The sequence below is a fragment of the Salmonella sp. FC25216 genome (assembly GCF_057751355.1).
Map to the genome: position 1 here is coordinate 51,203 of NZ_JBDGON010000013.1, position 24,228 is coordinate 75,430.

Consider the following 24,228-nt stretch of genomic DNA (forward strand, 5'->3'; position numbering starts at 1 on the left):
CGCTACGCTGGAATGTAGGCCGGATAAGGCAACAGCCACCATCCGGCTCTGGGATATCAATACAGCGCTATGGCGCTGGCCAGCGGGGTTACGCCAAAGCGTTTAGCGAGCGCCGCCAGCTCGTCACGCGCGATCGTCTGTTTCATACCGCCCATCGAATAGATTTTGACTAATACCTCAGCGGATTTCTCTGCGGTATCGATCAAACCGAAGGTTTCATCCAGCGTAGGTCCGCTTCCGAACACGCCGTGGAACGGCCACAGTACCAGCGAATGTTTCTGCATTTCTTGCGCGGTGGTCTGGCCGATTTCATAGGTGCCTGGCACCATCCACGGCAGAATGCCGACACCGTCCGGGAATACCACCAGGCATTCGGTGCTGCCTTCCCACAGTTTGCGGGTAATCAGCGCAGTGTTGTTTTCCAGCACGTAGGTGAGGGCGATCAGGTTAGTCGCATGGCAATGCATAATGACGCGGTCTTTGCCGTGGGTGGCTTTGATGCGTTCACAGTGGGAGAGGAAATGCGCCGGGAGTTCAGAGGTGGGTACGGCGTCATGGGTTAAGCCCCACAGAATGTGGTAGCCTGCGCCGTCGCTGTCAATTTTAACCACGCCTAAATTGGCTGCCGGATCGAGCTGAACGTTGCGAAAAAATTTGCCGGAGCCGGTAACGACAAACGGTGTATTCGCCAGCAGCGGCATTGGTTGACTTAGCGCGATATAGCGTGGTTTTTCGTGGAAATTAGCCGCAAAAGGCGCGATATCGGCTTCATCCACACGTAGCGTCAGGTTACCGCCATTACGTTCGTCCCACCCTTTTAGCCACGCATCAGACGTGGCTTTAATCATGCCCTGGACAAACCAGGAATCGGTAATATTTTGCATGTTCGTGTTCCTGTTGATTATCCGAAACCTCTCGGATGTCATGTAGGCCGGATAAGCGCCTTATCCGCCTACAATTTGTGATGTTTAGCGACGTTTACTCAGAATGTCTTTCTCATACGCCCGCACGCTTTCCAGCCACTGGCTGCCTGCCGGCGTGTCGTGACGCTGGCAATACATTTCCCAGACGGCTTGCCACGGCAGGGATTTTTGCTCTTCCAGCAGCGCCAGACGCGCGGTGTAATCGCCGCTGGCCTCAAGCTGACGCAGTTGATCTGTGAGTTCCAGCAGAGCGCGCAGCAGCGCTTTTTTCATGTTGCGGGTACCGATAACCCACGCGGCGATGCGGTTGATAGAGGCGTCGAAGAAATCCAGACCGATATGCACGCGGTCGAACAGGTTATGACGGACGATCTCGCTGGCAATTGCCTGGGTTTCATCGTCCAGCAGCACTACGTGGTCGCTATCCCAGCGTACCGGGCGGCTGACGTGCAGCAGCAGGCGCGGCACGTAGAGGATGGCGGCGGAAATTTTGTCGGAAATCATTTCAGTGGGATGGAAGTGTCCCGCATCCAGACACAGCGCGGTCTGACGGCTGGTGGCATAGCCCATGTAGAACTCACTGGAGCCAACGGTGTAGCTTTCCGCGCCGATGCCAAACAGTTTGCTTTCGACCGCATCGATGTGGTGCATCGGGTCGAATTTCTCGCTAATGACCTCATCCAGCGCTTCCAGCAGGCGCTGACGCGGGGCTAAACGGTCGACGGTAATGTCTTTCATGCCGTCCGGAATCCAGATGTTCATCACCGACGGCGTACCGAGCTGCTCACCAAAGTATGCCGAGACGCGGCGGCTGGCTTTGCAGTGATCGATCCAGAACTGGCGGATGTTGTCATTAGCGTGCGACAGGGTGAAACCGTCGGCGCTCAGCGGATGCGAAAAGCAGGACGGGTTAAAGTCCAGGCCGAGCTTATTGGCCTTTGCCCACGCTACCCAGTTTTTAAAATGCTCGGGTTTGATCCGATCGCGGGCAACCGGCGTATCCGACTCAAGGTAAATGGCGTGCAGGTTTAGCCGTTTTGGCCCCGGGATCAGACGCAGCGCCTGTTCCAGATCGGCGCGCAGTTCGGTGGCGTTACGCGCTTTGCCCGGATAGTTGCCGGTCGCCTGAATTCCGCCCGTCAGCGAACCTTCCGGGTTCTCGAATCCGGCAACATCGTCGCCCTGCCAGCAGTGCATGGAAACCGGCAGGCGATCGAGCTGGCGCAGCGCCGCCTCGACATCAATACCTACTGCGGCGAAACGTTGTTTTGCCAGTTCCCAGGCTTGTTCCAGTTGAGTGGTCATGCGCAAAGCTCCTTTGTCTGTCGTTTGGGTTGAAACTGCGCAACGTGGCGGGCAATTTCACTATCAGGATTAGGGATATAGGTTGTCAGGTCGTAGTTGGCGCTGACGACCTGACGGAAGTCATCGACGTTGTTTAATTCGTCGAGGGTCATAAGCTGAATACCAATACTGCCAAGGGTGGAGGCTTCAATCGGCCCAGCCATCACGCGAATACCACACGCATCGGCGCACAACTGGTTGAGTAGAGCGTTCTGGCATCCGCCGCCGACAATATGCAGTTGGGTAAATGCTTCGCCGCGCAGATTTGCCAGTTTGTGCAGAATGTCGGCATACAACAGCGCCAGACTGTCGAAAATGCAGCGCGCCAGTTCGGCATCGCTGAGGGGAACGGGCTGGCCGGTCTCGCGACAGGCAGCCTGAATTTCGGTGCGCATATCGTCAGGATTGATAAAGCGATCGTCATTCGGGTTAATCAGGAAACGGCAGGCCGGCAGCGCTTCTGTTTGGGCGATAAGCGCAGGTAGATCGGTAATGCGCCGTTCTTTCAGCACGCGCTGGAGCAGCCACAAACCCATAATGTTTTTCAGTACCCGATAACGCCCTTCCGCGCCGCCTTCGTTGGTGATATTGGCGGCCAGCGCGTCATCTGTGGTGTAAGGCATTTTGCTTTCAAAACCCATCAACGACCAGGTGCCTGAAGACAGGTAAGCGCTATGTTTATTTGCCAGCGGAGAGGCAATAACGGCGCTGGCGGTATCGTGACTGGCGACGGCTATCACCGGAATACGGTTGCCCTGCGGGCAAATCCAGTCGCCGATAATATTGCCCGGGTGCGAGGGGCGACCGAACCAGCTTTTTTTCGCGCCGGTCCACGCCAGTAGGGTATCGTCCCAGTCATCGGTATTGATATTGACCAACTGGGTGGTCGTGGCGTTGGTGTATTCCCAGTTCATTTCACCGGTCAGGCGGTAGCTGAAATAATCGGGCATCAGCAGCGCATGAGCGACCTGCGCCGTTAACTCAGGCTGTTGCTTCGTCAGCGCGCGTAGCTGATAGACGGTGTTAAACGGCAGAAACTGAATCCCGCTGCGGCGATAGATTTCGCTTTTGCCGATCTGGACCAGCGCTTGCGACATGATGCCCATGGTACGGTTATCGCGGTAGGAGACCGGCAGGCCGACACGCTGACCTTGTTTATCCAGCAGGACATAATCGACGCCCCAGGTGTCGATGCCGATGCTGTCGATAAGAATGCCTTCATCGCAGACTTTCTTCAGACCAAGACGGATATCCTTTTCCAGACTGTCGATGTCCCAGGTGTCAAACCCGTCTGTTTTTTGTAGGCAGTTCACAAAACGGTGGATTTCACGTAGCGTCAGGGTACGGTGTTTGCGGTCATAACGCGCCAGCATCACGCGCCCGCTGGATGCGCCGAGATCAACCGCGACACAATGGCGAAAAGTCATAATGAGGTCCTTCTTAGAGTCATTGCGCACAGTCTAAAAAAGCCCTCAAAGGCCTACCTTCTCGTTACTGACAGGAAAATGAGCCGCTGGCAACAAGGCAAAGATGAACGTGATAGCGTTCACAGTTTCTACTAATAGGCCGGTGTGATGTCGTCCGCATTTCCCGCTTTTTCCCGCCTTTTCTTGAAAAAAAGACCATGTTTGCGCGCTTTAGCGTCAAAAATTTAAGGTGAGACCGATAACCCTTAATTACTATCACCAGGCCGGAGAAATTCGGCGAAAACGCCTGGAGGCGAGGCTGGCGCGCCTTTTGGGCGAACGGCTTCAGTCAGTTTCATTCATCAGGAAGGGATACATCATGACGGTACTGCATAGCGTGGATTTTTTTCCATCAGGTAAAGCGCCCGTGGCGATTGAACCTCGTCTGCCGCAAGCCGCTTTCCCTGAACATCATCATGATTTCCATGAAATTGTGATTGTGGAACACGGTACGGGCATCCATGTATTCAACGGGCAGCCGTATACCATTAGCGGCGGTACCGTGTGTTTTGTTCGCGATCACGACCGGCATTTATATGAACATACCGACAACTTATGCCTGACGAACGTACTGTGGCGTTCGCCGCAAGCCTTTCAGTTCCTGGCGGGGCTGGAGCAATTGCTGCCGCAGGAGCAGGATGGTTACTATCCTTCTCACTGGCGGGTGAATCAGAGCGCGTTGCAGCAGGTGCGCCAGTTGGTCGGATTGATGGAGCGCGCCGGAGACGGCATGGATGCGCCTGCCGTGGCGAATCGCGAAATTTTGTTTATGCAACTACTGGTATTGTTACGCCGCAGTAGCCTGATGGAAGGCGCGACCGATAACGACGCCAAACTTAACCAACTGATGGCATGGCTGGAAGACCATTTTGCGGAGGAGGTCTGCTGGGAGGCGGTAGCTGAACAGTTTTCGCTGTCGCTACGTACGCTGCATCGTCAGCTTAAGCAGCATACCGGGCTGACGCCGCAACGTTACCTTAATCGCCTGCGTTTGATCAAAGCCCGGCATTTATTGCGCCATAGCGATCATAGCGTGACAGAAATCGCGTATCGCTGCGGTTTTGGCGACAGTAACCACTTTTCGACTCTGTTTCGCCGCGAATTTAACTGGTCGCCGCGGGATATCCGTCAGGGACGCGATGCGATACTCCAGTAACGCAAACCCTATCAACGTTTTTCGTCGCCAATGTGCTGATAATTATACCCTTTAATGCCGGATGGCGGCTGCGCCTTACCTGGCCTACGGCGGCGAGCGGTAGACAGGATAAGCGTAGCGCCAACCGGCAAGCATTCAACGTGAGGTGCTGCGGTGGCAAATCAGTTAATCCTTTTGAAAAAAGATTTTTTTACTGATGAGCAGCAGGCCGTTACGGTTGCCGATCGCTATCCACAGGATGTTTTTGCGGAACATACGCATGAGTTTTGTGAACTGGTGATGGTCTGGCGGGGCAACGGCCTACACGTTCTTAATGACCGTCCATATAGAATTACCCGCGGCGATCTGTTTTACATTCGTGCTGAAGACAAACACTCCTATACCTCCGTTAACGATCTGGTGCTGCAAAATATCATTTACTGCCCGGAGCGTTTGAAACTCAATGTAAACTGGCAGGCGATGATTCCTGGCTTTCAGGGAGCGCAGTGGCATCCTCACTGGCGGCTGGGCAGTATGGGAATGAATCAGGCGCGGCAGGTCATTAACCAGCTTGAACATGAGAATAATGGACGCGATCCGCTGGCGAATGAGATGGCGGAATTGCTGTTTGGTCAACTGGTGATGACGTTAAAACGGCATCGCTACGCGACCGACGATCTTCCGGCAACCTCCAGAGAAACCCTGTTGGATAAATTAATTACCGCTTTGGCTAATAGCCTTGAGCGTCCCTTTGCGCTGGATGCGTTTTGCCTGCAGGAACAATGCAGCGAACGGGTGCTGCGGCAGCAGTTTCGCGCCCAAACCGGGATGACGATTAACCAATACTTACGCCAGGTCCGTATCTGCCACGCGCAGTATCTGCTTCAGCATAGCCCGCTGATGGTTAGCGAGATTTCGATGCAGTGCGGTTTTGAAGATAGTAACTATTTTTCAGTGGTGTTCACGCGGGAAACCGGGATGACGCCGAGCCAGTGGCGTCATCTCAGTAATCAAAGCGATTAGCTGGCCATGCCTAAACCAACAATATTCGCCGCGATAATAATTACCACGCAGCCGAGGCTTAAGACGCCAACGGGACGGCGACCAGCATTTTTCCACTCTTTTAGCACCAGACCGACCAGCCCCCCGCACAGCACATAGAAGCTCATGTGCAGCATCCAGCTCATGTAGTCATATTGCGCCGGAATGCGCGCGTGACCCCAGGCATAGAAAAAGAACTGTAAATACCACATCAGACCGCCAAGCGCGGACAGCAGAATATTGCTGATAATCAACGGCCTTGCCAGCGAGAAGTCGGCTTTTATCGACAGATTTTGTACTTTTGCCAGGCGGATAAAACAGAAACCGAGGTTAACCAGCGCGCCGCCGCCCATAATCACTACGTAACTCGGCAGCGCAGCATAGAGCGGGTCAACGCCAAGCGCGGCAGCGGCCTCATGCATCGGTTTAGCCGCGTTCATGGCAAAGGACATCCCCGCCGAGAAAATACCGCACATTACTGCCAGCAGAAGCCCTTTCTTCAGATTGAACTCCTCTGCTTTAATGCCCATTTTGCGTTCTTTTAACTGTCCGGCGCGCGTCACAATTCCGACGCCGATCAGCGCGACAAAAACGCCAAGTAGCGTCATGCGTCCCCCTTCGGTATGGATTAACACCTCGACGTTACCGTTGATGACAGGCGTCATCAGCGTGCCGACGATAAGCGTAATGCCGATAGCGATGCCGATACCCATCGACATCCCGAGATAACGCATGGTCAGACCGTAATTAATATTGCCGATGCCCCACATGGCGCCGAACAGAAAAACCGGTAAAAGGGTGGAGAGGTTAAATTGTCCATAATAGGCCCAGAAATCGGGCAGTAAGAGGGCGCTAATTGTCCACGGCAGAATAAGCCAGGAGACAATGCCGCCCACTGACCACATGGTTTCCCATGACCACTGTTTCACTTGCTTGAACGGGGCATAGAAGCAGGCTGCACTGGCCGCACCTATCAAATGCCAGAAAATACCCATCGTAATCGCGTTACTCATCACTTAATCCTCGTCGTTTTTAACGTCTTGTTACTGCTGCGATGAGACGAGTGTAAAAAGTGCGCAGATGATTAACCTTTCGCCAGTTGCCGTCGTTCCGATCTTCCTGGCAATCATCAGGATAAGTGGGTGATTTGGCTCACATCTTAGGCAATGTTATGAAAAATTATATCCTTACGAAAAGTACGGCATTGATAATCATTTTCAATATCATTTAATTAACTATAATGAACCAACTGCTTACGCGGCGTTAACACCCGGCCGCTCGACAATACTGGAGAGGAATATGAGTTATACACTGCCATCCCTGCCGTACGCTTATGATGCACTGGAACCGCATTTCGATAAGCAGACGATGGAGATTCACCACACCAAACACCACCAGACTTATGTGAATAACGCCAATGCGGCGCTGGAAAGTCTGCCGGAATTCGCTAACTTGTCTGCTGAAGAGCTGATCACCAAACTGGATCAACTACCCGCGGACAAAAAAACCGTACTGCGCAACAACGCGGGCGGTCACGCTAACCACAGCCTGTTCTGGAAGGGGCTGAAAAAAGGCACCACTCTGCAGGGCGATCTGAAAGCGGCGATCGAGCGTGATTTCGGATCTGTTGAGAAATTCAAAGAAGAGTTTGAAAAAGCGGCCGCCAGCCGTTTTGGTTCCGGCTGGGCGTGGCTGGTGCTGAAAGGCGATAAACTGGCTGTTGTTTCTACCGCTAACCAGGACTCTCCGCTGATGGGCGAAGCCATTTCCGGCGCATCCGGTTTCCCGATCCTGGGTCTGGACGTCTGGGAACACGCTTACTATCTGAAATTCCAGAACCGTCGTCCGGACTATATCAAAGAGTTCTGGAACGTAGTGAACTGGGATGAAGCGGCTGCACGCTTCGCTGCGAAAAAATAAAGTTGCATTGAAGCCCGTGAGAAGCGAGTCTGATGACTCGCTTTTTTTGTATCTGCATAAGGAGTCGCGATGCATTATCCGGTTGAGGTATTCACAGGCAAAATTCAGGATTACGCGGGAAGCCGCCCCAGCGCTATCGCGAAAGTGCAGGTCGATGGCGAACTCATGCTGACGGAGCTGGGTCTGGAAGGTGATGAGCAGGCGGAGAAAAAAATTCACGGCGGTCCCGACCGCGCGCTGTGCCATTATCCGCGCGAGCATTATCGTTACTGGGCGCAGGAGTTTCCGGAACTGGCGGAACGGTTTGTCGCCCCGGCGTTTGGCGAGAACCTTTCCACCGACGGTCTGACCGAGCAAAATGTTTATATCGGCGACATTTTTCGCTGGGGAGAGGCGCTCATTCAGGTAACGCAGCCGCGTTCGCCGTGCTTTAAGCTCAATTACCATTTTGCGATTAGCGACATGGCAAGCCAGATGCAAAACGTGGGTAAAACCGGCTGGCTCTACAGCGTGATAGCGCCAGGCAAGGTAGCGACAGATGCGCCGCTGGCGCTGGTTTCCCGCGTGAGCGATGTCAGCGTGCAGGAGGCGATCGCCATTGCCTGGCATATGCCGTTTGACGATGAGCAGTATCACCGGTTGCTGTCGGCGGCGGGATTATCGAAAAGCTGGACCCGAACCATGCAAAAGCGTCGCCTGAGCGGCAAGATTGAAAATCAGTCACGACGTTTGCAGGGCTGATGTGATGCCCGGTGGCGTTGCGCTTACCGGGCCTACGAGTTCCGTAGGCCGGATAAGGCGCTTACGCCGCCATCCGGCGCCACAGCGTTAATTACGAACGTTTATATAGCGGCAGCCAGATCACTAACCGCAATCCCCCCAGCGGGCTGTCATCCGCTTTCACCCAGCCGCGATGCTGTTGAATGGCGGTTTCGACAATCGCCAGACCCAGGCCGGTACCGCCGGATTCACGGTCGCGCGCCTCATCGGTGCGATAGAAGGGACGGAAGATCTGCTCTCTGTCTTCAGGGCTGACGCCCGGTCCGTCGTCATCGACCGTGATCGTAATACCGTCTTTATCCACCGAGAAGCCGACTTCAATCTTCGTGTGTGAATAGCGCAGCGCATTACGGACAATATTTTCCAGCGCGCTTTCCAGCGCGTTCGGGTTGCCATAGAGCGGCCACGGCCCCGGCGGATAATTTACCGTTAACGACTTGCCCATCTGTTCGGCTTCAAAGGCAGCGTTATCCAGCACTTCGCCCCATAGCTGATTAGCTTTCATCGTTTCACTGACCAGCGCGTTTTTCTGTTGGTTACGCGACATCACCAGCAGGTCGTTGATCATGCTGTCCAGACGTTGCGCTTCGGTCTCAATACGCTCCAGCTCTTTGCTTTCGCCGCTACGACGACGCAGCAGCGCGGTACCCAGTTGCAGGCGCGTAAGGGGCGTTCGCAGCTCGTGGGAGATGTCTGACAGCAAACGCTGCTGCGAGGTCATCATCCGTTCCAGCGCCGTCACCATCTGGTTAAAACTGGCGCCAGCGGCGAGGAACTCCTGCGGACCAGCCTCCAGCTCCGGGTGCTGACGCAGGTTGCCTTGCGCCACTTCATCAGCCGCGTTTTTCAACTTACGCGCCGGTTTTGCCAGACTCCACGCCAGCCATAGCAAGAGCGGCGAACTGACCAGCATCGTGACAATCAGCAACAGGAGCGGGCGGTCAAACAGCAGATTAATAAAATCGGATTGTGAACTGCTGGCCGGTCGAATCAGGTAAAGCTGGTAATTGTCTTCTCCATCGCGAACGGAGAATGGCCCGACCATCTCTACGCGGCCATATTTTTTCTTCTGCGGATGATCGGCGTTATCCGCCTGACCAATGAAGTTACGAATGATCTGCATTTCGCTGCGTTCAGCGCCGATCACGCGTCCTTCAGAGGTCACCAGTAATAACCGCTGTCCAGGCGGTGCCCACTTGTCGATCGCGCGGAACAGGCGACGCCACCACATCAGGTCGTTGGGCGGATCGTTCGCAAGTTCAGCTTCTACATGTTGCTCTATCATCAATCCCTGGCGCTGTTCGCTGTCCATCAGCTCGGTCATCTGGCGTGAATCGAGCTTGGGCAACATCAGTACCAGCATTAGCACCAGCGCCAGCGTCAACCAGAAGATGGCGAAGATGCGCGCGGTTAAACTTCCTATCATGAAGCGGAAACCATCAGATAGCCGCGACCACGCAATGTTTTAAACCACGGATGACCGTCTTTGCGTTCCGGCAGTTTGCGGCGCAGGTTAGAAATATGCATATCAATGGCACGATCGAACGGTGTCAGGCGCTTACCCAGCACTTCCTGACTTAAATGTTCACGGGAAACCACCTGGCCGAGGTGTTGCGCCAGCAAATAGAGCAGGGTGAATTCCGTACCGGTCAGTTCCAGCGTTTGGCCATCGAAACTGGCTTCCTGACGGCCAGGATTAAGGCTTAGCGCATCGACTTCCAGCGTCGGCGAGCCATTGTCGCTGCTCTGCTGCTGTTCGCTCCAGTGGGAGCGGCGCAAAATAGCCCTGATGCGCGCTACCAGTTCGCGGTCGTTAAACGGCTTAGGTAAATAGTCGTCCGCGCCCAGCTCAAGGCCGAGAACGCGATCCAGCTCGCTGCCGCGCGCGGTCAGCATAATGACAGGCGTCTGGTGTGTCTGGCGAAGCGCCTTCAACGTATCGATACCGTTTTTCTTCGGCATCATGACGTCAAGCAAAAGTAAATCGATGCTGTCATCCAAAAGCTCAAGCGCCTGCTCGCCGTCGTGGGCCACCAGAACATTAAAACCTTCCATTTCGAGGAGCTCTTTTAACAGGGAAGTCAGCTCTCGGTCATCATCAACTAACAGGATTTTATTCATTGTTTACATACCTCCGAGGCAGAAATTACGTCATCAGGCGTCGCTAATCCATGACTTTACGTTGTTTTACACCCCCTGACGCATGTTTGCAGCCCGAATCGTAAACTGTCTCTCGTTGAATCGCGACAGAAAAGATTTTGGGAGCAAGCGATGCGCAAAGTTACCGCTGCTGTTATGGCCTCAACGCTGGCATTCAGTTTCTTAAGCCACGCAGCTGAAGTTGTTACAAGCGATAACTGGCACCCCGGTGACGGGGCCACGCAGCGTAGCACGCAAAATCATATGTTTGACGGCATAAGTTTAACCGAACATCAGCGTCAACAGATGCGAGATCTTATGCAGCGGGCAAGGCACGAACAGCCTCCTGTTAATGTTAGCGAAATGGAGACAATGCATCGGCTTGTCACCGCAGAAAAATTTGATGAAAGCGCTGTGCGCGCTCAGGCAGAAAAAATGGCGCAAGAGCAGGTTGCCCGCCAGGTCGAAATGGCCCGCGTGCGTAACCAGATGTATCGCCTGTTAACGCCGGAGCAGCAAGCGGTTTTGAATGAAAAGCATCAGCAACGAATGGAGCAACTGCGCGACGTGGCGCAATGGCAAAAAAGTTCATCGTTGAAATTATTGAGTAGTAGCAACTCACGTTCCCAGTAACAACCCTGTTTTCCTTGCCATAGACACCATCCCTGTCTTCCCCCACATGATGTGGGGGTTTTTTTTATCCCCAATTTGTCATTCTGTTATTAGCTTACTGTTTTAAACCATCCGTTATACTACCGGCAGAAGATAGCGGGAGTATTTATGAATCAAACCTATGGACGGCTGGTCAGCCGGGCGGCTATCGCGGCAACGGCGATGGCATCAGCGTTACTTTTGATCAAAATTTTTGCGTGGTGGTATACGGGCTCGGTGAGTATTCTGGCGGCGTTGGTGGATTCGTTGGTGGATATTGCCGCGTCATTGACGAACTTATTGGTCGTGCGTTATTCGCTGCAACCAGCAGATGATGAACACACGTTTGGTCATGGTAAAGCGGAGTCGCTGGCGGCGCTGGCGCAAAGTATGTTTATTTCCGGTTCGGCGCTGTTTCTATTTTTGACCAGTATCCAGAACCTGATTAAGCCGACGCCAATGAACGCCCCCGGCGTGGGGATTGGCGTTACCGTCATCGCTCTGATATGCACTATTATACTGGTCACGTTTCAGCGCTGGGTGGTACGCAAGACCCAAAGTCAGGCGGTACGAGCGGATATGCTTCATTATCAGTCTGATGTTATGATGAACGGAGCGATTCTTATCGCGCTTGGGTTATCCTGGTACGGCTGGCATCGTGCGGATGCCCTGTTTGCGTTAGGTATTGGCATCTATATTTTGTATAGCGCGTTACGTATGGGGTATGAGGCGGTGCAGTCATTATTGGATCGCGCGCTGCCCGATGCGGAACGACAGGAAATTATTGATATCGTGACGTCATGGCCGGGCGTCAGCGGCGCGCACGATCTCCGCACGCGGCAGTCAGGGCCGACCCGCTTTATTCAGATTCATTTGGAAATGGAAGATAATCTGCCGCTCGTTCAGGCGCATTTAGTGGCTGAACAGGTAGAGCAGGCGATTTTGCAGCGTTTTCCGGGTTCAGATGTCATTATTCATCAGGATCCCTGTTCAGTCGTCCCCAGGGAAGGCAAGAAGTTCGAGCTTGTATAATTGATTGTTAAAAAGTGAGCCAGGCCAGCATTTTGTGTATAAATTACCGCCATTTGGCCTGACCTGAATCAATTCAGCAGGAAGGGATTGTTATACTATCTGTATATTCGTTGGATCGTTTCGAAGTGCGAAATCGGCTTCCGGCAATAGATTTCATTTTGCATTCCAAAGTTCAGAGGTAGTCATGATTAAGAAAATCGGTGTGTTGACAAGCGGCGGTGATGCGCCGGGCATGAACGCGGCAATCCGCGGTGTTGTGCGCGCAGCGTTGACGGAAGGGCTGGAAGTCATGGGCATTTATGACGGCTATCTGGGCCTGTATGAAGATCGTATGGTTCAGCTTGACCGTTACAGCGTATCTGACATGATCAACCGTGGCGGTACTTTCCTCGGCTCCGCCCGTTTCCCGGAATTCCGTGACGAAAATATTCGCGCTGTCGCGATCGAAAACCTGAAAAAACGTGGCATCGATGCGCTGGTAGTTATTGGCGGCGATGGTTCTTATCTGGGTGCAAAACGTCTGACTGAAATGGGCTTCCCGTGCATCGGTCTGCCAGGCACCATCGATAACGATATCAAAGGCACCGACTACACTATCGGCTATTTCACTGCTCTCGGCACCGTGGTGGAAGCGATTGACCGTCTGCGTGACACCTCCTCTTCTCACCAGCGTATCTCTATCGTTGAAGTGATGGGGCGTTATTGCGGCGACCTGACGTTGGCGGCGGCTATTGCCGGCGGCTGTGAGTTTATCGTGGTGCCGGAAGTTGAATTTAATCGCGAGGATCTGGTGGCGGAAATCAAAGCCGGTATCGCGAAAGGTAAAAAACACGCTATCGTCGCTATCACCGAACATATGTGCGATGTTGACGAACTGGCGCACTTTATTGAAAAAGAAACGGGTCGTGAAACGCGTGCGACGGTGCTGGGCCACATCCAGCGCGGCGGTTCTCCCGTACCTTACGATCGCATTCTGGCTTCCCGCATGGGCGCTTATGCTATTGACCTGCTTCTGGAAGGCCACGGTGGTCGTTGTGTCGGTATCCAGAACGAGCAGCTTGTTCATCATGACATCATCGATGCGATTGAAAACATGAAGCGTCCGTTCAAAAGCGACTGGATGGAGTGCGCGAAAAAACTGTACTAAGTTTTGGCGACGTAAATTGCCTGAAGGCGCTGTGCTTATCCGGCCTACAAGTTACGTGTAGGTCGGATAAGTCGCAAGCCGCCAAAAATCCCTCTGTTACATATTCCCCTCTGTTATAGCCAATCTTTTTTTATTCTTTAATGTTTGGATCGCTTTCTGGCACGCTTTGCTCATCACAACACAACATAAGCGAGTCGGGCGATGAAAAAGTGGGGCGTGGGATTCACATTATTGCTGGCGTCAACCAGCGTTCTGGCAAAGGATATTCAGCTACTTAACGTGTCTTACGATCCAACGCGCGAACTGTACGAACAGTACAACAAAGCGTTTAGCGCGCACTGGAAACAGGAGACCGGCGATAATGTGATTATCCGTCAGTCGCACGGCGGCTCAGGCAAACAGGCTACGTCGGTGATTAACGGTATTGATGCGGATGTCGTTACGCTGGCGCTGGCCTGGGATGTTGATGCCATTGCCGAGCGTGGGCGCATTGATAAGGCCTGGATCAAACGCCTGCCGGACAATTCTGCGCCGTATACGTCCACCATTGTCTTCCTGGTGCGCAAGGGCAATCCAAAACAAATTCATGACTGGAACGATCTGATTAAACCCGGAGTGTCGGTGATTACGCCAAACCCGAAGAGCTCCGGCGGCGCTCGCTGGAACTATCTGGCGGCATGGGGTTATGCCCTGCATCATAACAATAATGACCAGGTCAAAGCGCAGGATTTTGTCAAAGCGCTATATAAGAACGTCGAGGTGTTAGACTCCGGCGCACGCGGCTCAACCAATACCTTTGTGGAACGCGGGATCGGCGATGTATTAATCGCCTGGGAAAACGAAGCGTTGCTGGCGACGCACGAGCTGGGCAAAGACCAGTTCGAGATTATCACGCCTGGCGAATCCATTCTGGCGGAGCCGACCGTGTCCGTGGTCGATAAAGTCGTTGAGAAGAAAGGGACGAATGCGGTGGCGGAAGCATATCTCAAGTACCTCTATTCGCCGGAAGGCCAGACAATTGCGGCAAAAAATTATTATCGTCCGCGCGATGCTGACGTGGCGAAAAAATACGACGATGCGTTTCCGAAGCTGAAGCTGTTCACCATTGACGAGGTGTTTGGCGGCTGGGCAAAGGCGCAAAAAGATCACTTCTCTAATGGCGGTACGTTCGACCAAATCAGCAAACGCTAAACCGTTTATAAACCCGGTAACGTATTATGTTGCCGGGTTTTTTCTTTGCCATAATTTTGCGTTACTCTTCTCCGTCTATGAGACACAGGGAACGCATAATATGAAAAAAACAGGCTACTTTTTACTGGCGGTGATAGTGATTGTCGCCGCGGCGGGCGTCGGTTACTGGAAATTTTCCGGCAATCCTGATGCATTACGGGAAATCGTTCTTGAACAGTGCCTGCCCGATCAGTTACAGCATCAAAATCCAGCGCCCTGCGCGGAAGTCAAACCTCGCGCTGGCTATGTCGTCTTTAAAGATCGTCACGGCCCGCTGCAATATTTATTGATGCCCACCTACCGTATCAATGGTACGGAAAGCCCGCTGCTGCTGGAGCCCGCTACGCCCAACTTTTTCTGGCTGGCCTGGCAGGCTCGCGGCTATATGAGTAAAAAATACGGGCATGATATTCCGGATAGCGCGGTTTCGCTGACGATTAATTCGCGGCTTGGTCGTTCACAGGACCATTTACATATCCATATTTCTTGCATCCGTCCTGACGTTCGGGAACAACTGGATAATGATCTCACGCGCATCAGTACTCACTGGCTTCCGCTGCCGGGCGACCTGATGGGGCATGAATACCTGGCGCGCCGGGTAACCGAGAGCGAGCTGGCGCAGCGTAGCCCGTTTATGATGCTGGCGGAAGAGGTACCGGAAGCACGCAATCATATGGGACGCTATGGGCTGGCGGTGGTGCGCCAAAGCGATGGTTCTTTTGTTCTGCTGGCGACGCAGCGTAATTTATTGACCCTCAATCGCGCTTCTGCTGAGGAAATTCAGGATCATCAGTGTGAGATTCTGAAGTAACTCTGGCGATTCTGGCGTTTACTCTACGTGCCTGTCCCCGTATTCTTGTTGAAAAAAACAACAGGAGACAGGCATGTCGCTCTGGCTTTCGCACCCTCTGTTTCTTCCTTCGCTGGTTGTCGGCATTACTATCCTGCTTTGGGCTACTTCGTTGCTGCCGGAATTTATTACCGCACTGCTCTTTTTTACCATAGCGATGGCGGCGAAAATTGCGCCGCCGGATACGATCTTCGGCGGTTTTGCCTCTTCAGCTTTCTGGCTGGTATTCAGCGGATTCGTACTGGGAATCGCGATTCGTAAAACCGGGTTGGCGGACAGAGCGGCGCGCGCATTATCGGATAAATTAACGGACTCCTGGTTTCTGATGGTTAGCAGTGTGGTGTTGCTTAGCTATGCTCTGGCGTTTGTGATGCCCTCAAATATGGGACGTATTGCGCTGCTAATGCCGATTGTCGCGGCGATGGCGAAACGCGTCGGAATAGCGGATGGCACCCGCGCCTGGTATGGATTGGCACTGGCCGTCGGGTTTGGCACCTTCCAGCTTTCCGCCACCATTTTGCCTGCGAACGTGCCCAACCTGGTGATGAGCGGCGCGGCAGAAGGCTCTTATGGCATCCACCTGAACTATGTGCCGTATTTACTGCTGCATACGCCGGTGCTGGGATGGTTAAAAGGCATCGTATTAATCGCCCTGATTTGCTGGCTATTTCCCGGTGCGCCCCATGCGCAGCACGAGGCAGCGCCGCCTGCGCCAATGAGCCGCAATGAAAAGCGGCTGGCGTGGATGTTGGCGGTGGTGTTGACGATGTGGGTAACGGAAAGCTGGCACGGCATTGGCCCAGCCTGGACCGGTCTGGCGGCAGCGGTAGTGACGATGTTGCCGCGAGTAGGTTTTATCAGCGGGGATGAGTTTGCCAGTGGTATTAATATTCGCGCCTGTATTTATGTCGCCGGGATTCTGGGGCTGGCGCTCACCGTAACGCAAACCGGTATTGGTAATGCGGTGGGGGAAACATTACTGCGCGTTATGCCATTAGATACGCAAAAACCGTTTACCAGTTTCCTTGCGCTCACGGGAATCACGACGGTACTGAATTTTATTATGACCGCTAACGGCGTACCGGCGCTCTATACGACTTTGGCGGAAAGTTTTGCAGATGCTACCGGTTTTCCACTGTTATCGGTCATTATGATTCAGGTGCTGGGTTATTCCACGCCGCTATTACCGTATCAGGCGTCGCCGATTGTTGTTGCGATGGCGTTAGGAAAGGTGCCGGCAAGGGCGGGAATGTTACTGTGTCTGGCGCTGGCGGCGGTGACGTATCTTGTACTGCTACCACTGGATTACGCCTGGTTTCGAGTTCTGGGTAAATTATAGTTTTAACGGACTGTTAATTTTTTGTTTTGTGAGAGGGTGAATTGTTTTATTTGCATCGATGCCGGTTAATACCGGAGCGCAGATGTGTGCGCTGGAAACTCAAGGATTGATTCATGGACAGATTGACCCCCATTCGCTGTTGGCCTGCCATCATTTCGATCGTGATTACTCTGACCATCTGGTTTGTTATCCCTTGTCCTGCGAATGTGACTCCACAGGCATGGCAACTGCTGGCGTTGTTTATCGGTACTATCGCGGCGATTATCGGGAAAGCCATGCCTATTGGCGCTATTGCGATTGTGGCGATTATGCTGGTGGCAATGACCGGCGTCACCCATCCCGGTAAACCTTCAGCGGCGCTGAACGATGCGCTGAGCGGTTTTTCTAATCAACTTATCTGGCTGATTGGCTTATCCATCATGCTGTCGCAAAGTTTGTTGAAAACGGGACTGGGCGCGCGTATAGGCTATGGGTTTATTGCTCTGTTTGGTAAAAGAACGTTGGGGATCGCCTGGGCATTAACGCTGGCAGAAACCCTGATTGCGCCGGTGACGCCAAGTAATACCGCGCGTGGTGGCGGCATTATTCACCCGGTGATGCGGGCGATTGCGGAAAGTCTTGGTTCCGAGCCTGGAAACCGTGAGAATGGCGCGACGGGCCGTTACCTCGCGCTGGTGAATTACAATATTAATCCGATCAGTTCGGCGATGTTTATCACTGCAACCGCGCCTAACCCGTTAATTGTCAGTTTCTTGACCAAAGGGACGGACGGGGTACTGAATATGACCTGGGGAATGTGGGCTATCGCCGCGCTCCTTCCTGCGGTGGTATCGCTGGTTGTGATGCCCATTGTGATCTGGTGGCTCTACCCGCCTGCCGTTACGCGTACGCCGGATGCGCCGCAGTTCGCCCGACAAAAGCTAACTGCGCTTGGCCCTCTCTCGCTGGCAGAGAAAATCACCCTCGCGGTTTTTATTTTGCTGCTTTGCCTGTGGGCTGGCGTTCCTGCCATGCTCATGGGGAGCGGCTGGACCGTCAATCCTACCAGCGCCGCATTAATTGGCTTATCAATTCTGTTACTGACGGGAGTATTAAACTGGGACGACATTCTGAAATGTCGTGGGGCGTGGGATACTATTGTCTGGTTCGCCGCGCTGGTGATGATGGCTGATTTTCTCAGCAAGCTGGGGTTGGTCGGTTGGCTGGCGACCAGCGTCGGTAGCGCCATCAACCATCTCGGCGTGCACTGGAGCATAGCAACGCTACTGCTGATCCTGCTTTACGTTTATTCGCATTACTTTTTCGCCAGTACCACGGCGCATATTACCGCGATGTTTGCTGCGTTCTTCGCCGCGGGATTGGGTCTCGGCGCGCCGCCGGCGCTGCTTGGGCTGATGCTTGGTTTCTCTTCCTCGTTGATGATGTCGCTGACGCACTATGGCACGGGCACCGCGCCCATTATCTTTGGCTCTGGCTATGTTACGTTGGCGGAGTGGTGGAAAACGGGGCTGGTGATGAGTGTAGTCAACCTGACTATCTGGGGCGTGACCGGTGCCTTCTGGTGGCACTGGTTGGGATATTGGTGACACGATAATAACGGGAGGTGAGTTCCTCCCGTCGCAACAACTTAAGCCTGTTTAGCAGCTTCGGCTGCTTTCACGATCACGGCGAAGGCGTCAGCTTTCAGAGAAGCGCCGCCTACCAGTGCGCCGTCGATGTCCGGCTGCGCGAACAGTTCGGCTGCGTTGGACGCGTTGACGGAACCGCCGTACTGGATAATGACCTGCTCAGCGATTTTAGCGTCAGCTTTGGCAATGTGGTCGCGGATGAATTTGTGTACCGCCTGCGCCTGAGCCGGGGTCGCAGATTTACCGGTGCCGATCGCCCATACGGGTTCGTAAGCGATAACCACGCCTTCAAAGGCCGCCGCGCCCTGCGTTTTCAGTACCGCGTCGATCTGGCGTGCGCACACTTCTTCTGTTTTGCCCGCTTCGTTTTCCGCTTCGGTTTCACCGATACACAGTACCGGCGTCAGACCTTGTTCTTTCAGCACGGCGAATTTTTTGGCGATCAGCTCGTCAGATTCTTTGTGATAAGTACGACGCTCGGAGTGACCGATAATGATGTATTGCGCGCCGATATCCTTCAGCATTTCAGCCGAAGTTTCACCGGTGAATGCGCCAGACAGGTTCAGATCAACGTTCTGCGCGCCCAGCATGATGTGGCTGCCGGCAGCAGCGCGTTTCGCCAGATCGATATACATTTCCGGCGGAGCGATTGCCACGTCGCAGCCTGCTACGCCCGCCAGCTCTTTACGCAGGTTAGCCACCAGTTCGTTTACCATGTGGCGGCTGCCGTTCAGTTTCCAGTTACCCATCACTAAAGGATGTCGCATTTCATTTCTCCACGCTTAGTCAGCGAATTAAGGAAGATGGCCGCTCGTCAGAGCAGCATGGTCTGTGAAACAGTATAGAGATTCATCCCCGGAAAGGCTTTGCTTTTTGTCATCAATTCGCCCCTTCCAGATTTTCAGATAACGTCAGCTTAATCGGTTCAACCGCGAAGGTCAGCCCCTTTTCGCCGTTATCTGCGACAACATAACGTACCGCGCCTTCGGTCTCAGCGTAATAGTGTTTACCTTTACCGGCGATAAGCATCTTTTGCAGTTTTTTCTGGCTTTGCTCTTTTGTCAGCAACGGGGCGACAGTGCGAATAATGGCGGCCATATATTCCAGCGCTTTCGCTTTCGCCGCTTTCTGTTCCGGCCCCTGAATTGGCAGCCAGGTAATCTGCATACTTTTCACTTTGAGCGTACCGCGCTCCAGCGCCGTGGAGGCATACAGATTTTCGTTAATCTTACTGGCGGCGCGGGTCAGATTCGCTTTATCGCGGCTATTCTCAATGGCACGAAATTCATTGAGCGGCAGATCGGGATTCTGGCGGTTAAAGTTCTCACGAAACTGGCTAATAGAGAGATCAAAGGTCGGCGAGCCCGCCAGCAGATAGGGCGCTGTCGTGGTCAATGAAGAGAGCTGCGCGCGCGCCGTTATGCTGGTGGTGAGAGCAGAAAACAACAGTAAAAACAGAGTACATCCTGGCTTCATCAATCTTACCTTTCGTTAGGACTGCTCACGATTAAAACGATAACTGTCAGGCTTGTCAAAAGGGTAAACTGTAGCGGAAGGCAAAATATAAGGAACTTACATGACCATACAGCAATGGTTATTCTCATTTAAAGGGCGTATTGGGCGCCGTGATTTCTGGATTTGGATCGGCCTCTGGTTTGCCGGGATGCTGGCGCTATTTTCGCTGGCGGGGAAAAATCTGCTTGATATTCAAACGGCGGCATTTTGCCTGGTGTGCCTGCTGTGGCCGACCGCTGCCGTCATGGTCAAGCGTCTGCATGACCGGGGGCGCTCCGGCGCGTGGGCGTTGCTGATGATTCTGGCGTGGATGCTGCTGGCCGGAAACTGGATGATGCTGCCGGGGATGTGGCAGTGGGTCGTCGGGCGATTTATTCCGACGCTGATCCTGGTGATGATGCTTATCGATCTGGGCGCGTTTGTCGGTGTTCAGGGGGAAAATAAGTTTGGGAAAGCGACACAGGACGTGAAGTTTAAAGCAGAACCGTAAACGGGCGGTAAACCGTAATTTGCCCGGTGGCGCTGACGCTTACCGGGCCTATGGATTGGTGATGATTTGTGGGCCGGATAAGGCGCACAAATCATCCGGCAAAACATCACCAGTAATGTTCAGCCGTCATATGTCCCGGTCGGCGGCGCAGATGTTTAGTCATCTGTCGGGTCTCTTTCAGCAGTTGCTGCGTATCGCGCACCATCTGCGGGTTACCGCACAGCATGACATGGCTGGTCTCTTTATCCATCGGCAATCCCACGGCTTTTTCCAGCTCGCCGTTTTCAATGAGCGCAGGCACACGTCCGGTAAGCGAGCCTGGCACGCTCTCCCGGCTGACCACCGTTTGGATACGTAGCTTGCCTTCATAACGCTGTTGCAGTTCCAGCATTAGCGGCAGATAGCTTAAATCGGCGGCGAAGCGTGCGGCATGAACTAAGACCATATTTTTAAAGCGCGCTACATCCTGGCCATATTGCAGAATAGACAAATACGGACCGATAGCGGTTCCAGTCGCCAGCATCCATAGCGTCTCGCAGTCAGGCACTTCATCCAGTACAAAGAAACCCGACGCGTCGCTGACCACTTGCACCTCATCGCCAGGTTTTAGCGCCGCCAGCCGCGGGCTGAGCTTTCCTTGCGGAACTGTAACCAGATAAAACTCTAAATTCGGATTGTCAGGCGCATTCACATAGGAATACGCGCGCTGAACGCGCTCGCCATCGATCTCCAGTCCGAGTTTGGTAAATTGGCCTGCAGTGAAAGGATTAATGGGGGCGTGAACGGTCAGGCTGAACAGTGCGTCAGTCCAGTTTTGCACCTTAGTGACTTTACCTGTTACCCAATCGGCCATGGTTTTCTCCTGTTCTGAATCGCTAACCTTATCTTCGTTCGTCAGGAGAAAGATTTCCAGCCCCGCGAGGCTGGAAGGCTCTAACTAACAAATGCGCTAGAGGATATGCGCCTGCACATCCGGATCTTTACGATCAAGGTAGTGGATTGACTGAATGCGGCGGATAGTGCGTGATTTGCCGCGGATCAGCAGCGTTTCCGTCGTGGCGATATTGCCTTTCCGGCTAATTCCTTCCAGCAGATCGCCTTTCGTGATGCCAGTCGCGGAGAAAATAACGTTATCGCTACGCGCCATGTCGCCCAGGCATAACGCCTTGCCCGCTTCAATCCCCATTGCTTTGCAGCGCGCCAGTTCCTGTTCGCCAATGCGGCGGTTTTCTTCGCTGTCGCCTTTCACGTCATGGCGTGCCAGCAGACGTCCCTGCATGTCGCCGTCCAGCGCGCGGATCACCGCTGCGGATACCACGCCCTCTGGCGCGCCGCCAATCCCGTACAGCACGTCGACTTCGCTATCCGGCATACAGGTCAGAATTGAGGCCGCGACGTCGCCGTCAGGAATGGCAAATACGCGCACGCCCAGTTTGGCCATCTCTGCGATGACCTCGTCATGACGCGGTTTTGCCAGAATGGTCACGGTCAGATCGCCAGGCGGTTTACCCAGCGCATCCGCGATGTTGCGCAGGTTATCCGCCAGCGGCAGATTGAGATCGATTGCCCCTTTGGCGCCCGGACCGACAATCAGTTTTTCCATATACATATCGGGCGCATTCAGGAAACAGCCTTTATCGCCGACCGCCAGTACCGCCAGCGCGTTCGCCTGGCCCATCGCCGTCATGCGCGTGCCCTCAATCGGATCGACGGCGATATCTACCGCATCGCCGTGGCCTGTACCGACTTTCTCGCCGATATAGAGCATCGGGGCCTCGTCGATTTCGCCTTCGCCAATCACGATGGTGCCGTCAATGTTGACCTGGTTGAGCATGATACGCATGGCGTTGACCGCCGCGCCGTCCGCGATATTTTTATCGCCGCGTCCCAGCCATTTGTAGCCAGCCAGCGCCGCCGCTTCGGTTACACGGGAAAATTCGATGGCAAGTTCTCGTCTCATAACAAACTCGTAGCAGAAAGGAATGGCGCGCAGTGTAGCACAGGGGAGGGAGGGAATAATTGATGTGTGTGCGGAGTTGCCCCCGCACAAAGATTTTGCCGGATGGCGACCTTACTTGTCGTGTTCTTCCCACGCCATCGCGCGTTGAACCGCTTTCTTCCAGCCGCTATAACGGTAGTTACGCTCGGTAGTTTCAATGCCGGGGCGGAATTCACGCTCAATAACCGCTTTTTCCTGCAGCTCATCCAGATTCTGCCAGTAGCCGACCGCCAGACCGGCCAGATAGGCCGCGCCCAGCGCCGTCACTTCACGCACTTCCGGGCGTTCCACGCGGGTGCCGAGAATATCTGACTGGAACTGCATCAGGAAGTTGTTGGCCACCGCGCCGCCGTCCACACGCAGAGCGTGCAGGCGAATGCCGGAATCCGCCTGCATCGCTTCCAGTACGTCGCGGGTCTGGTAAGCGATGGATTCGAGCGTCGCGCGGATAATGTGATTGGAGTTCACGCCGCGGGTCAGGCCAAAAATGGCACCGCGGGCATACGGGTCCCAGTACGGCGCGCCCAGACCGGTGAAGGCTGGAACCACGTAGACACCGTTGGTATCTTTCACTTTCGTGGCGAAATATTCGGAGTCGAACGCGTCGCTGATGAGCTTCATTTCATCACGCAGCCATTGAATGGACGCTCCCGCCATAAACACCGCGCCTTCCAGCGCATAGTTAACTTCGCCGCTTGGGCCGCAGGCGATGGTGGTCAGCAGGCCGTTTTCCGATTTTACCGCTTTCTCGCCGGTGTTCATCAGCATAAAGCAGCCGGTGCCGTAGGTATTCTTTGCCATTCCTTCCTTTACGCACAGTTGGCCGAATAGCGCGGCCTGCTGATCCCCGGCAATCCCGGCGATAGGAATACGTGTACCGCCTTTACCGCCAATATTGGTCTGGCCGTAGACTTCGGAGGACTTACGTACCTGGGGCAGCATCGCGCGTGGGATATCCAGCACGTCCAGCATCTTATCGTCCCAGTCCAAATCATGAATGTTGAACAGCATGGTTCGTGAGGCGTTGGTGTAATCCGTAACGTGGACGCGGCCCTGCGTCATCTTCCAGATAAGCCAGGTATCCACCGTACCGAACAGCAGCTCGCCACGCTTCGCGCGTTCACGCGAACCTTCCACATGGTCAAGGATCCATTTCACTTTAGTGCCAGAGAAGTACGGGTCGACGACCAGACCAGTATTGTCGCGGATGTAATCTTCCAGGCCGTCGCGTTTAAGCTGTTCGCAAATATCGGCGGTACGACGGCACTGCCAGACAATAGCGTTGTATATCGGTTTGCCGGTTTCACGTTCCCAGACGATCGCGGTTTCACGTTGGTTGGTGATACCGATAGCGGCAATCTGATCGGAACTGATATCGGCCTTGGCCAGCACTTCTACCAGCGTTGAGCTTTGGGACGCCCAAATTTCCATCGGGTCGTGTTCCACCCAGCCTGGCTTAGGATAAATTTGCTCAAATTCGCGCTGTGATACGCTGACGATATTCGCGTCATGATCCATAACGACCGCGCGGGAGCTGGTGGTGCCCTGGTCGAGCGCAACGATATATTTTTTTTCAGTCATAATTTTGTCCCGTAATCA

General features: G+C 53.9%; 23 protein-coding genes. 12 read left to right on the forward strand and 11 right to left on the reverse strand.

The genetic code is table 11. From position 1 onward, the window contains the following. Positions 1-56: 56 nt before the first annotated feature. The 3 genes from rhaD to rhaB form a co-directional block, all read right to left on the reverse strand. Positions 57-884, reverse strand: a complete 828-nt coding sequence (gene rhaD, locus AC3G3F_RS20680) for a rhamnulose-1-phosphate aldolase (protein WP_488395680.1) — start codon at positions 882-884, stop codon at positions 57-59. 84 nt (positions 885-968) lie between these two features. Continuing rightward, positions 969-2,228: an L-rhamnose isomerase gene (gene rhaA / locus AC3G3F_RS20685; protein WP_488395682.1), complete on the reverse strand. Its 1,260-nt coding sequence runs from the start codon at positions 2,226-2,228 to the stop codon at positions 969-971. Continuing rightward, positions 2,225-3,694 (reverse strand): rhamnulokinase, encoded by a 1,470-nt coding sequence (rhaB, locus tag AC3G3F_RS20690; protein ID WP_488395684.1) that lies wholly within the window; start codon positions 3,692-3,694, stop codon positions 2,225-2,227. Before rhaB ends, rhaA begins: the two co-directional genes overlap by 4 nt. A gap of 358 nt (positions 3,695-4,052) precedes the next feature. Between rhaB and rhaS the strand changes: the two genes are divergently transcribed. Continuing rightward, complete coding sequence (gene rhaS, locus AC3G3F_RS20695; protein ID WP_023249130.1) at positions 4,053-4,889, forward strand: HTH-type transcriptional activator RhaS; 837 nt, start codon at positions 4,053-4,055, stop codon at positions 4,887-4,889. A gap of 153 nt (positions 4,890-5,042) precedes the next feature. Beyond that, the gene (gene rhaR / locus AC3G3F_RS20700) at positions 5,043-5,891 is read left to right on the forward strand and encodes an HTH-type transcriptional activator RhaR (RefSeq protein ID WP_053528789.1); all 849 of its coding nucleotides are present in this window, start codon (positions 5,043-5,045) and stop codon (positions 5,889-5,891) included. On the opposite strand, the gene rhaT is transcribed toward rhaR, so the two are convergent. After that, positions 5,888-6,922, reverse strand: coding sequence for an L-rhamnose/proton symporter RhaT (gene rhaT / locus AC3G3F_RS20705; protein ID WP_023249132.1), 1,035 nt, complete (start codon positions 6,920-6,922; stop codon positions 5,888-5,890). The two genes, rhaR and rhaT, sit on opposite strands and share 4 nt — an antisense overlap. 286 nt (positions 6,923-7,208) lie before the next feature. On the opposite strand from rhaT, the gene sodA reads away from it, so the two are divergent. Both sodA and yiiM read left to right on the forward strand, forming a co-directional pair. Beyond that, a complete protein-coding gene (gene sodA / locus AC3G3F_RS20710; protein ID WP_023249133.1) occupies positions 7,209-7,829 on the forward strand; it encodes a superoxide dismutase [Mn] in 621 nt (206 codons plus the stop codon). Between the two features lie 69 nt (positions 7,830-7,898). Further along, a complete protein-coding gene (yiiM, locus tag AC3G3F_RS20715; protein ID WP_023249134.1) occupies positions 7,899-8,570 on the forward strand; it encodes a 6-hydroxyaminopurine reductase in 672 nt (223 codons plus the stop codon). A gap of 91 nt (positions 8,571-8,661) precedes the next feature. On the opposite strand, the gene cpxA is transcribed toward yiiM, so the two are convergent. Further along, entirely contained in the window at positions 8,662-10,035 is a 1,374-nt protein-coding gene (gene cpxA / locus AC3G3F_RS20720) for an envelope stress sensor histidine kinase CpxA (RefSeq protein WP_000580434.1), read from the reverse strand. Continuing rightward, the gene (cpxR, locus tag AC3G3F_RS20725; protein WP_001033731.1) at positions 10,032-10,730 is read right to left on the reverse strand and encodes an envelope stress response regulator transcription factor CpxR; all 699 of its coding nucleotides are present in this window, start codon (positions 10,728-10,730) and stop codon (positions 10,032-10,034) included. The genes cpxA and cpxR overlap by 4 nt, the downstream gene beginning before the upstream one ends. 150 nt (positions 10,731-10,880) lie before the next feature. On the opposite strand from cpxR, the gene cpxP reads away from it, so the two are divergent. From cpxP to AC3G3F_RS20760, 7 genes are all read left to right on the forward strand, one after another. Continuing rightward, on the forward strand, positions 10,881-11,381 hold the full coding sequence (gene cpxP / locus AC3G3F_RS20730; protein ID WP_023249135.1) for a cell-envelope stress modulator CpxP: 501 nt from the start codon (positions 10,881-10,883) through the stop codon (positions 11,379-11,381). A 147-nt stretch (positions 11,382-11,528) separates the two neighbouring features. Beyond that, positions 11,529-12,431 (forward strand): CDF family cation-efflux transporter FieF, encoded by a 903-nt coding sequence (gene fieF, locus AC3G3F_RS20735; protein WP_488395687.1) that lies wholly within the window; start codon positions 11,529-11,531, stop codon positions 12,429-12,431. 184 nt (positions 12,432-12,615) lie between these two features. Beyond that, entirely contained in the window at positions 12,616-13,578 is a 963-nt protein-coding gene (gene pfkA / locus AC3G3F_RS20740) for a 6-phosphofructokinase (protein ID WP_023249137.1), read from the forward strand. 201 nt (positions 13,579-13,779) lie between these two features. Further along, a complete protein-coding gene (locus AC3G3F_RS20745; protein ID WP_023249138.1) occupies positions 13,780-14,769 on the forward strand; it encodes a sulfate ABC transporter substrate-binding protein in 990 nt (329 codons plus the stop codon). A gap of 100 nt (positions 14,770-14,869) precedes the next feature. Continuing rightward, on the forward strand, positions 14,870-15,619 hold the full coding sequence (locus tag AC3G3F_RS20750) for a CDP-diacylglycerol diphosphatase (RefSeq protein ID WP_023249139.1): 750 nt from the start codon (positions 14,870-14,872) through the stop codon (positions 15,617-15,619). Between the two features lie 73 nt (positions 15,620-15,692). After that, positions 15,693-16,997 carry an SLC13 family permease gene (locus AC3G3F_RS20755; RefSeq protein WP_079796596.1) on the forward strand — a complete coding sequence of 435 codons (1,305 nt, stop codon included), beginning with the start codon at positions 15,693-15,695 and terminating at the stop codon, positions 16,995-16,997. A gap of 113 nt (positions 16,998-17,110) precedes the next feature. Then, complete coding sequence (locus AC3G3F_RS20760) at positions 17,111-18,583, forward strand: DASS family sodium-coupled anion symporter (RefSeq protein WP_488395690.1); 1,473 nt, start codon at positions 17,111-17,113, stop codon at positions 18,581-18,583. A gap of 41 nt (positions 18,584-18,624) precedes the next feature. Here the strand turns inward: AC3G3F_RS20760 and tpiA are convergent, their stop codons facing one another. Both tpiA and AC3G3F_RS20770 read right to left on the reverse strand, forming a co-directional pair. Further along, entirely contained in the window at positions 18,625-19,392 is a 768-nt protein-coding gene (tpiA, locus tag AC3G3F_RS20765; RefSeq protein WP_023249142.1) for a triose-phosphate isomerase, read from the reverse strand. Positions 19,393-19,504: 112 nt separating this feature from the next. Then, positions 19,505-20,101, reverse strand: coding sequence for a YiiQ family protein (locus AC3G3F_RS20770; protein WP_023249143.1), 597 nt, complete (start codon positions 20,099-20,101; stop codon positions 19,505-19,507). A 100-nt stretch (positions 20,102-20,201) separates the two neighbouring features. Between AC3G3F_RS20770 and AC3G3F_RS20775 the strand changes: the two genes are divergently transcribed. Further along, a complete protein-coding gene (locus AC3G3F_RS20775; protein WP_023249144.1) occupies positions 20,202-20,630 on the forward strand; it encodes a DUF805 domain-containing protein in 429 nt (142 codons plus the stop codon). A 106-nt stretch (positions 20,631-20,736) separates the two neighbouring features. Here AC3G3F_RS20775 and fpr read toward each other — a convergent pair whose 3' ends face one another. From fpr to glpK, 3 genes are all read right to left on the reverse strand, one after another. Next, positions 20,737-21,483 carry a ferredoxin--NADP(+) reductase gene (gene fpr / locus AC3G3F_RS20780; RefSeq protein ID WP_053509995.1) on the reverse strand — a complete coding sequence of 249 codons (747 nt, stop codon included), beginning with the start codon at positions 21,481-21,483 and terminating at the stop codon, positions 20,737-20,739. Positions 21,484-21,579: 96 nt separating this feature from the next. Beyond that, positions 21,580-22,590: a class II fructose-bisphosphatase gene (gene glpX / locus AC3G3F_RS20785; RefSeq protein ID WP_079796599.1), complete on the reverse strand. Its 1,011-nt coding sequence runs from the start codon at positions 22,588-22,590 to the stop codon at positions 21,580-21,582. Between the two features lie 111 nt (positions 22,591-22,701). Further along, positions 22,702-24,210, reverse strand: a complete 1,509-nt coding sequence (gene glpK / locus AC3G3F_RS20790) for a glycerol kinase GlpK (RefSeq protein WP_053528784.1) — start codon at positions 24,208-24,210, stop codon at positions 22,702-22,704. Between the last annotated feature and the right edge of the window lie 18 nt (positions 24,211-24,228).

Excerpts from the sequence above, each read along its gene's own strand:
- rhaD (WP_488395680.1), bottom strand. The coding sequence starts at position 884 with ATGCAAAATATTACCGATTCCTGGTTTGTCCAGGGCATGATTAAAGCC.
- rhaA (WP_488395682.1), bottom strand. The coding sequence starts at position 2,228 with ATGACCACTCAACTGGAACAAGCCTGGGAACTGGCAAAACAACGTTTC.
- rhaB (WP_488395684.1), bottom strand. The coding sequence starts at position 3,694 with ATGACTTTTCGCCATTGTGTCGCGGTTGATCTCGGCGCATCCAGCGGG.
- rhaS (WP_023249130.1), top strand. The coding sequence starts at position 4,053 with ATGACGGTACTGCATAGCGTGGATTTTTTTCCATCAGGTAAAGCGCCC.
- rhaT (WP_023249132.1), bottom strand. The coding sequence starts at position 6,922 with ATGAGTAACGCGATTACGATGGGTATTTTCTGGCATTTGATAGGTGCG.
- sodA (WP_023249133.1), top strand. The coding sequence starts at position 7,209 with ATGAGTTATACACTGCCATCCCTGCCGTACGCTTATGATGCACTGGAA.
- yiiM (WP_023249134.1), top strand. The coding sequence starts at position 7,899 with ATGCATTATCCGGTTGAGGTATTCACAGGCAAAATTCAGGATTACGCG.
- cpxA (WP_000580434.1), bottom strand. The coding sequence starts at position 10,035 with ATGATAGGAAGTTTAACCGCGCGCATCTTCGCCATCTTCTGGTTGACG.
- cpxR (WP_001033731.1), bottom strand. The coding sequence starts at position 10,730 with ATGAATAAAATCCTGTTAGTTGATGATGACCGAGAGCTGACTTCCCTG.
- cpxP (WP_023249135.1), top strand. The coding sequence starts at position 10,881 with ATGCGCAAAGTTACCGCTGCTGTTATGGCCTCAACGCTGGCATTCAGT.
- fieF (WP_488395687.1), top strand. The coding sequence starts at position 11,529 with ATGAATCAAACCTATGGACGGCTGGTCAGCCGGGCGGCTATCGCGGCA.
- pfkA (WP_023249137.1), top strand. The coding sequence starts at position 12,616 with ATGATTAAGAAAATCGGTGTGTTGACAAGCGGCGGTGATGCGCCGGGC.
- AC3G3F_RS20745 (WP_023249138.1), top strand. The coding sequence starts at position 13,780 with ATGAAAAAGTGGGGCGTGGGATTCACATTATTGCTGGCGTCAACCAGC.
- AC3G3F_RS20750 (WP_023249139.1), top strand. The coding sequence starts at position 14,870 with ATGAAAAAAACAGGCTACTTTTTACTGGCGGTGATAGTGATTGTCGCC.
- AC3G3F_RS20755 (WP_079796596.1), top strand. The coding sequence starts at position 15,693 with ATGTCGCTCTGGCTTTCGCACCCTCTGTTTCTTCCTTCGCTGGTTGTC.
- AC3G3F_RS20760 (WP_488395690.1), top strand. The coding sequence starts at position 17,111 with ATGGACAGATTGACCCCCATTCGCTGTTGGCCTGCCATCATTTCGATC.
- tpiA (WP_023249142.1), bottom strand. The coding sequence starts at position 19,392 with ATGCGACATCCTTTAGTGATGGGTAACTGGAAACTGAACGGCAGCCGC.
- AC3G3F_RS20770 (WP_023249143.1), bottom strand. The coding sequence starts at position 20,101 with ATGAAGCCAGGATGTACTCTGTTTTTACTGTTGTTTTCTGCTCTCACC.
- AC3G3F_RS20775 (WP_023249144.1), top strand. The coding sequence starts at position 20,202 with ATGACCATACAGCAATGGTTATTCTCATTTAAAGGGCGTATTGGGCGC.
- fpr (WP_053509995.1), bottom strand. The coding sequence starts at position 21,483 with ATGGCCGATTGGGTAACAGGTAAAGTCACTAAGGTGCAAAACTGGACT.
- glpX (WP_079796599.1), bottom strand. The coding sequence starts at position 22,590 with ATGAGACGAGAACTTGCCATCGAATTTTCCCGTGTAACCGAAGCGGCG.
- glpK (WP_053528784.1), bottom strand. The coding sequence starts at position 24,210 with ATGACTGAAAAAAAATATATCGTTGCGCTCGACCAGGGCACCACCAGC.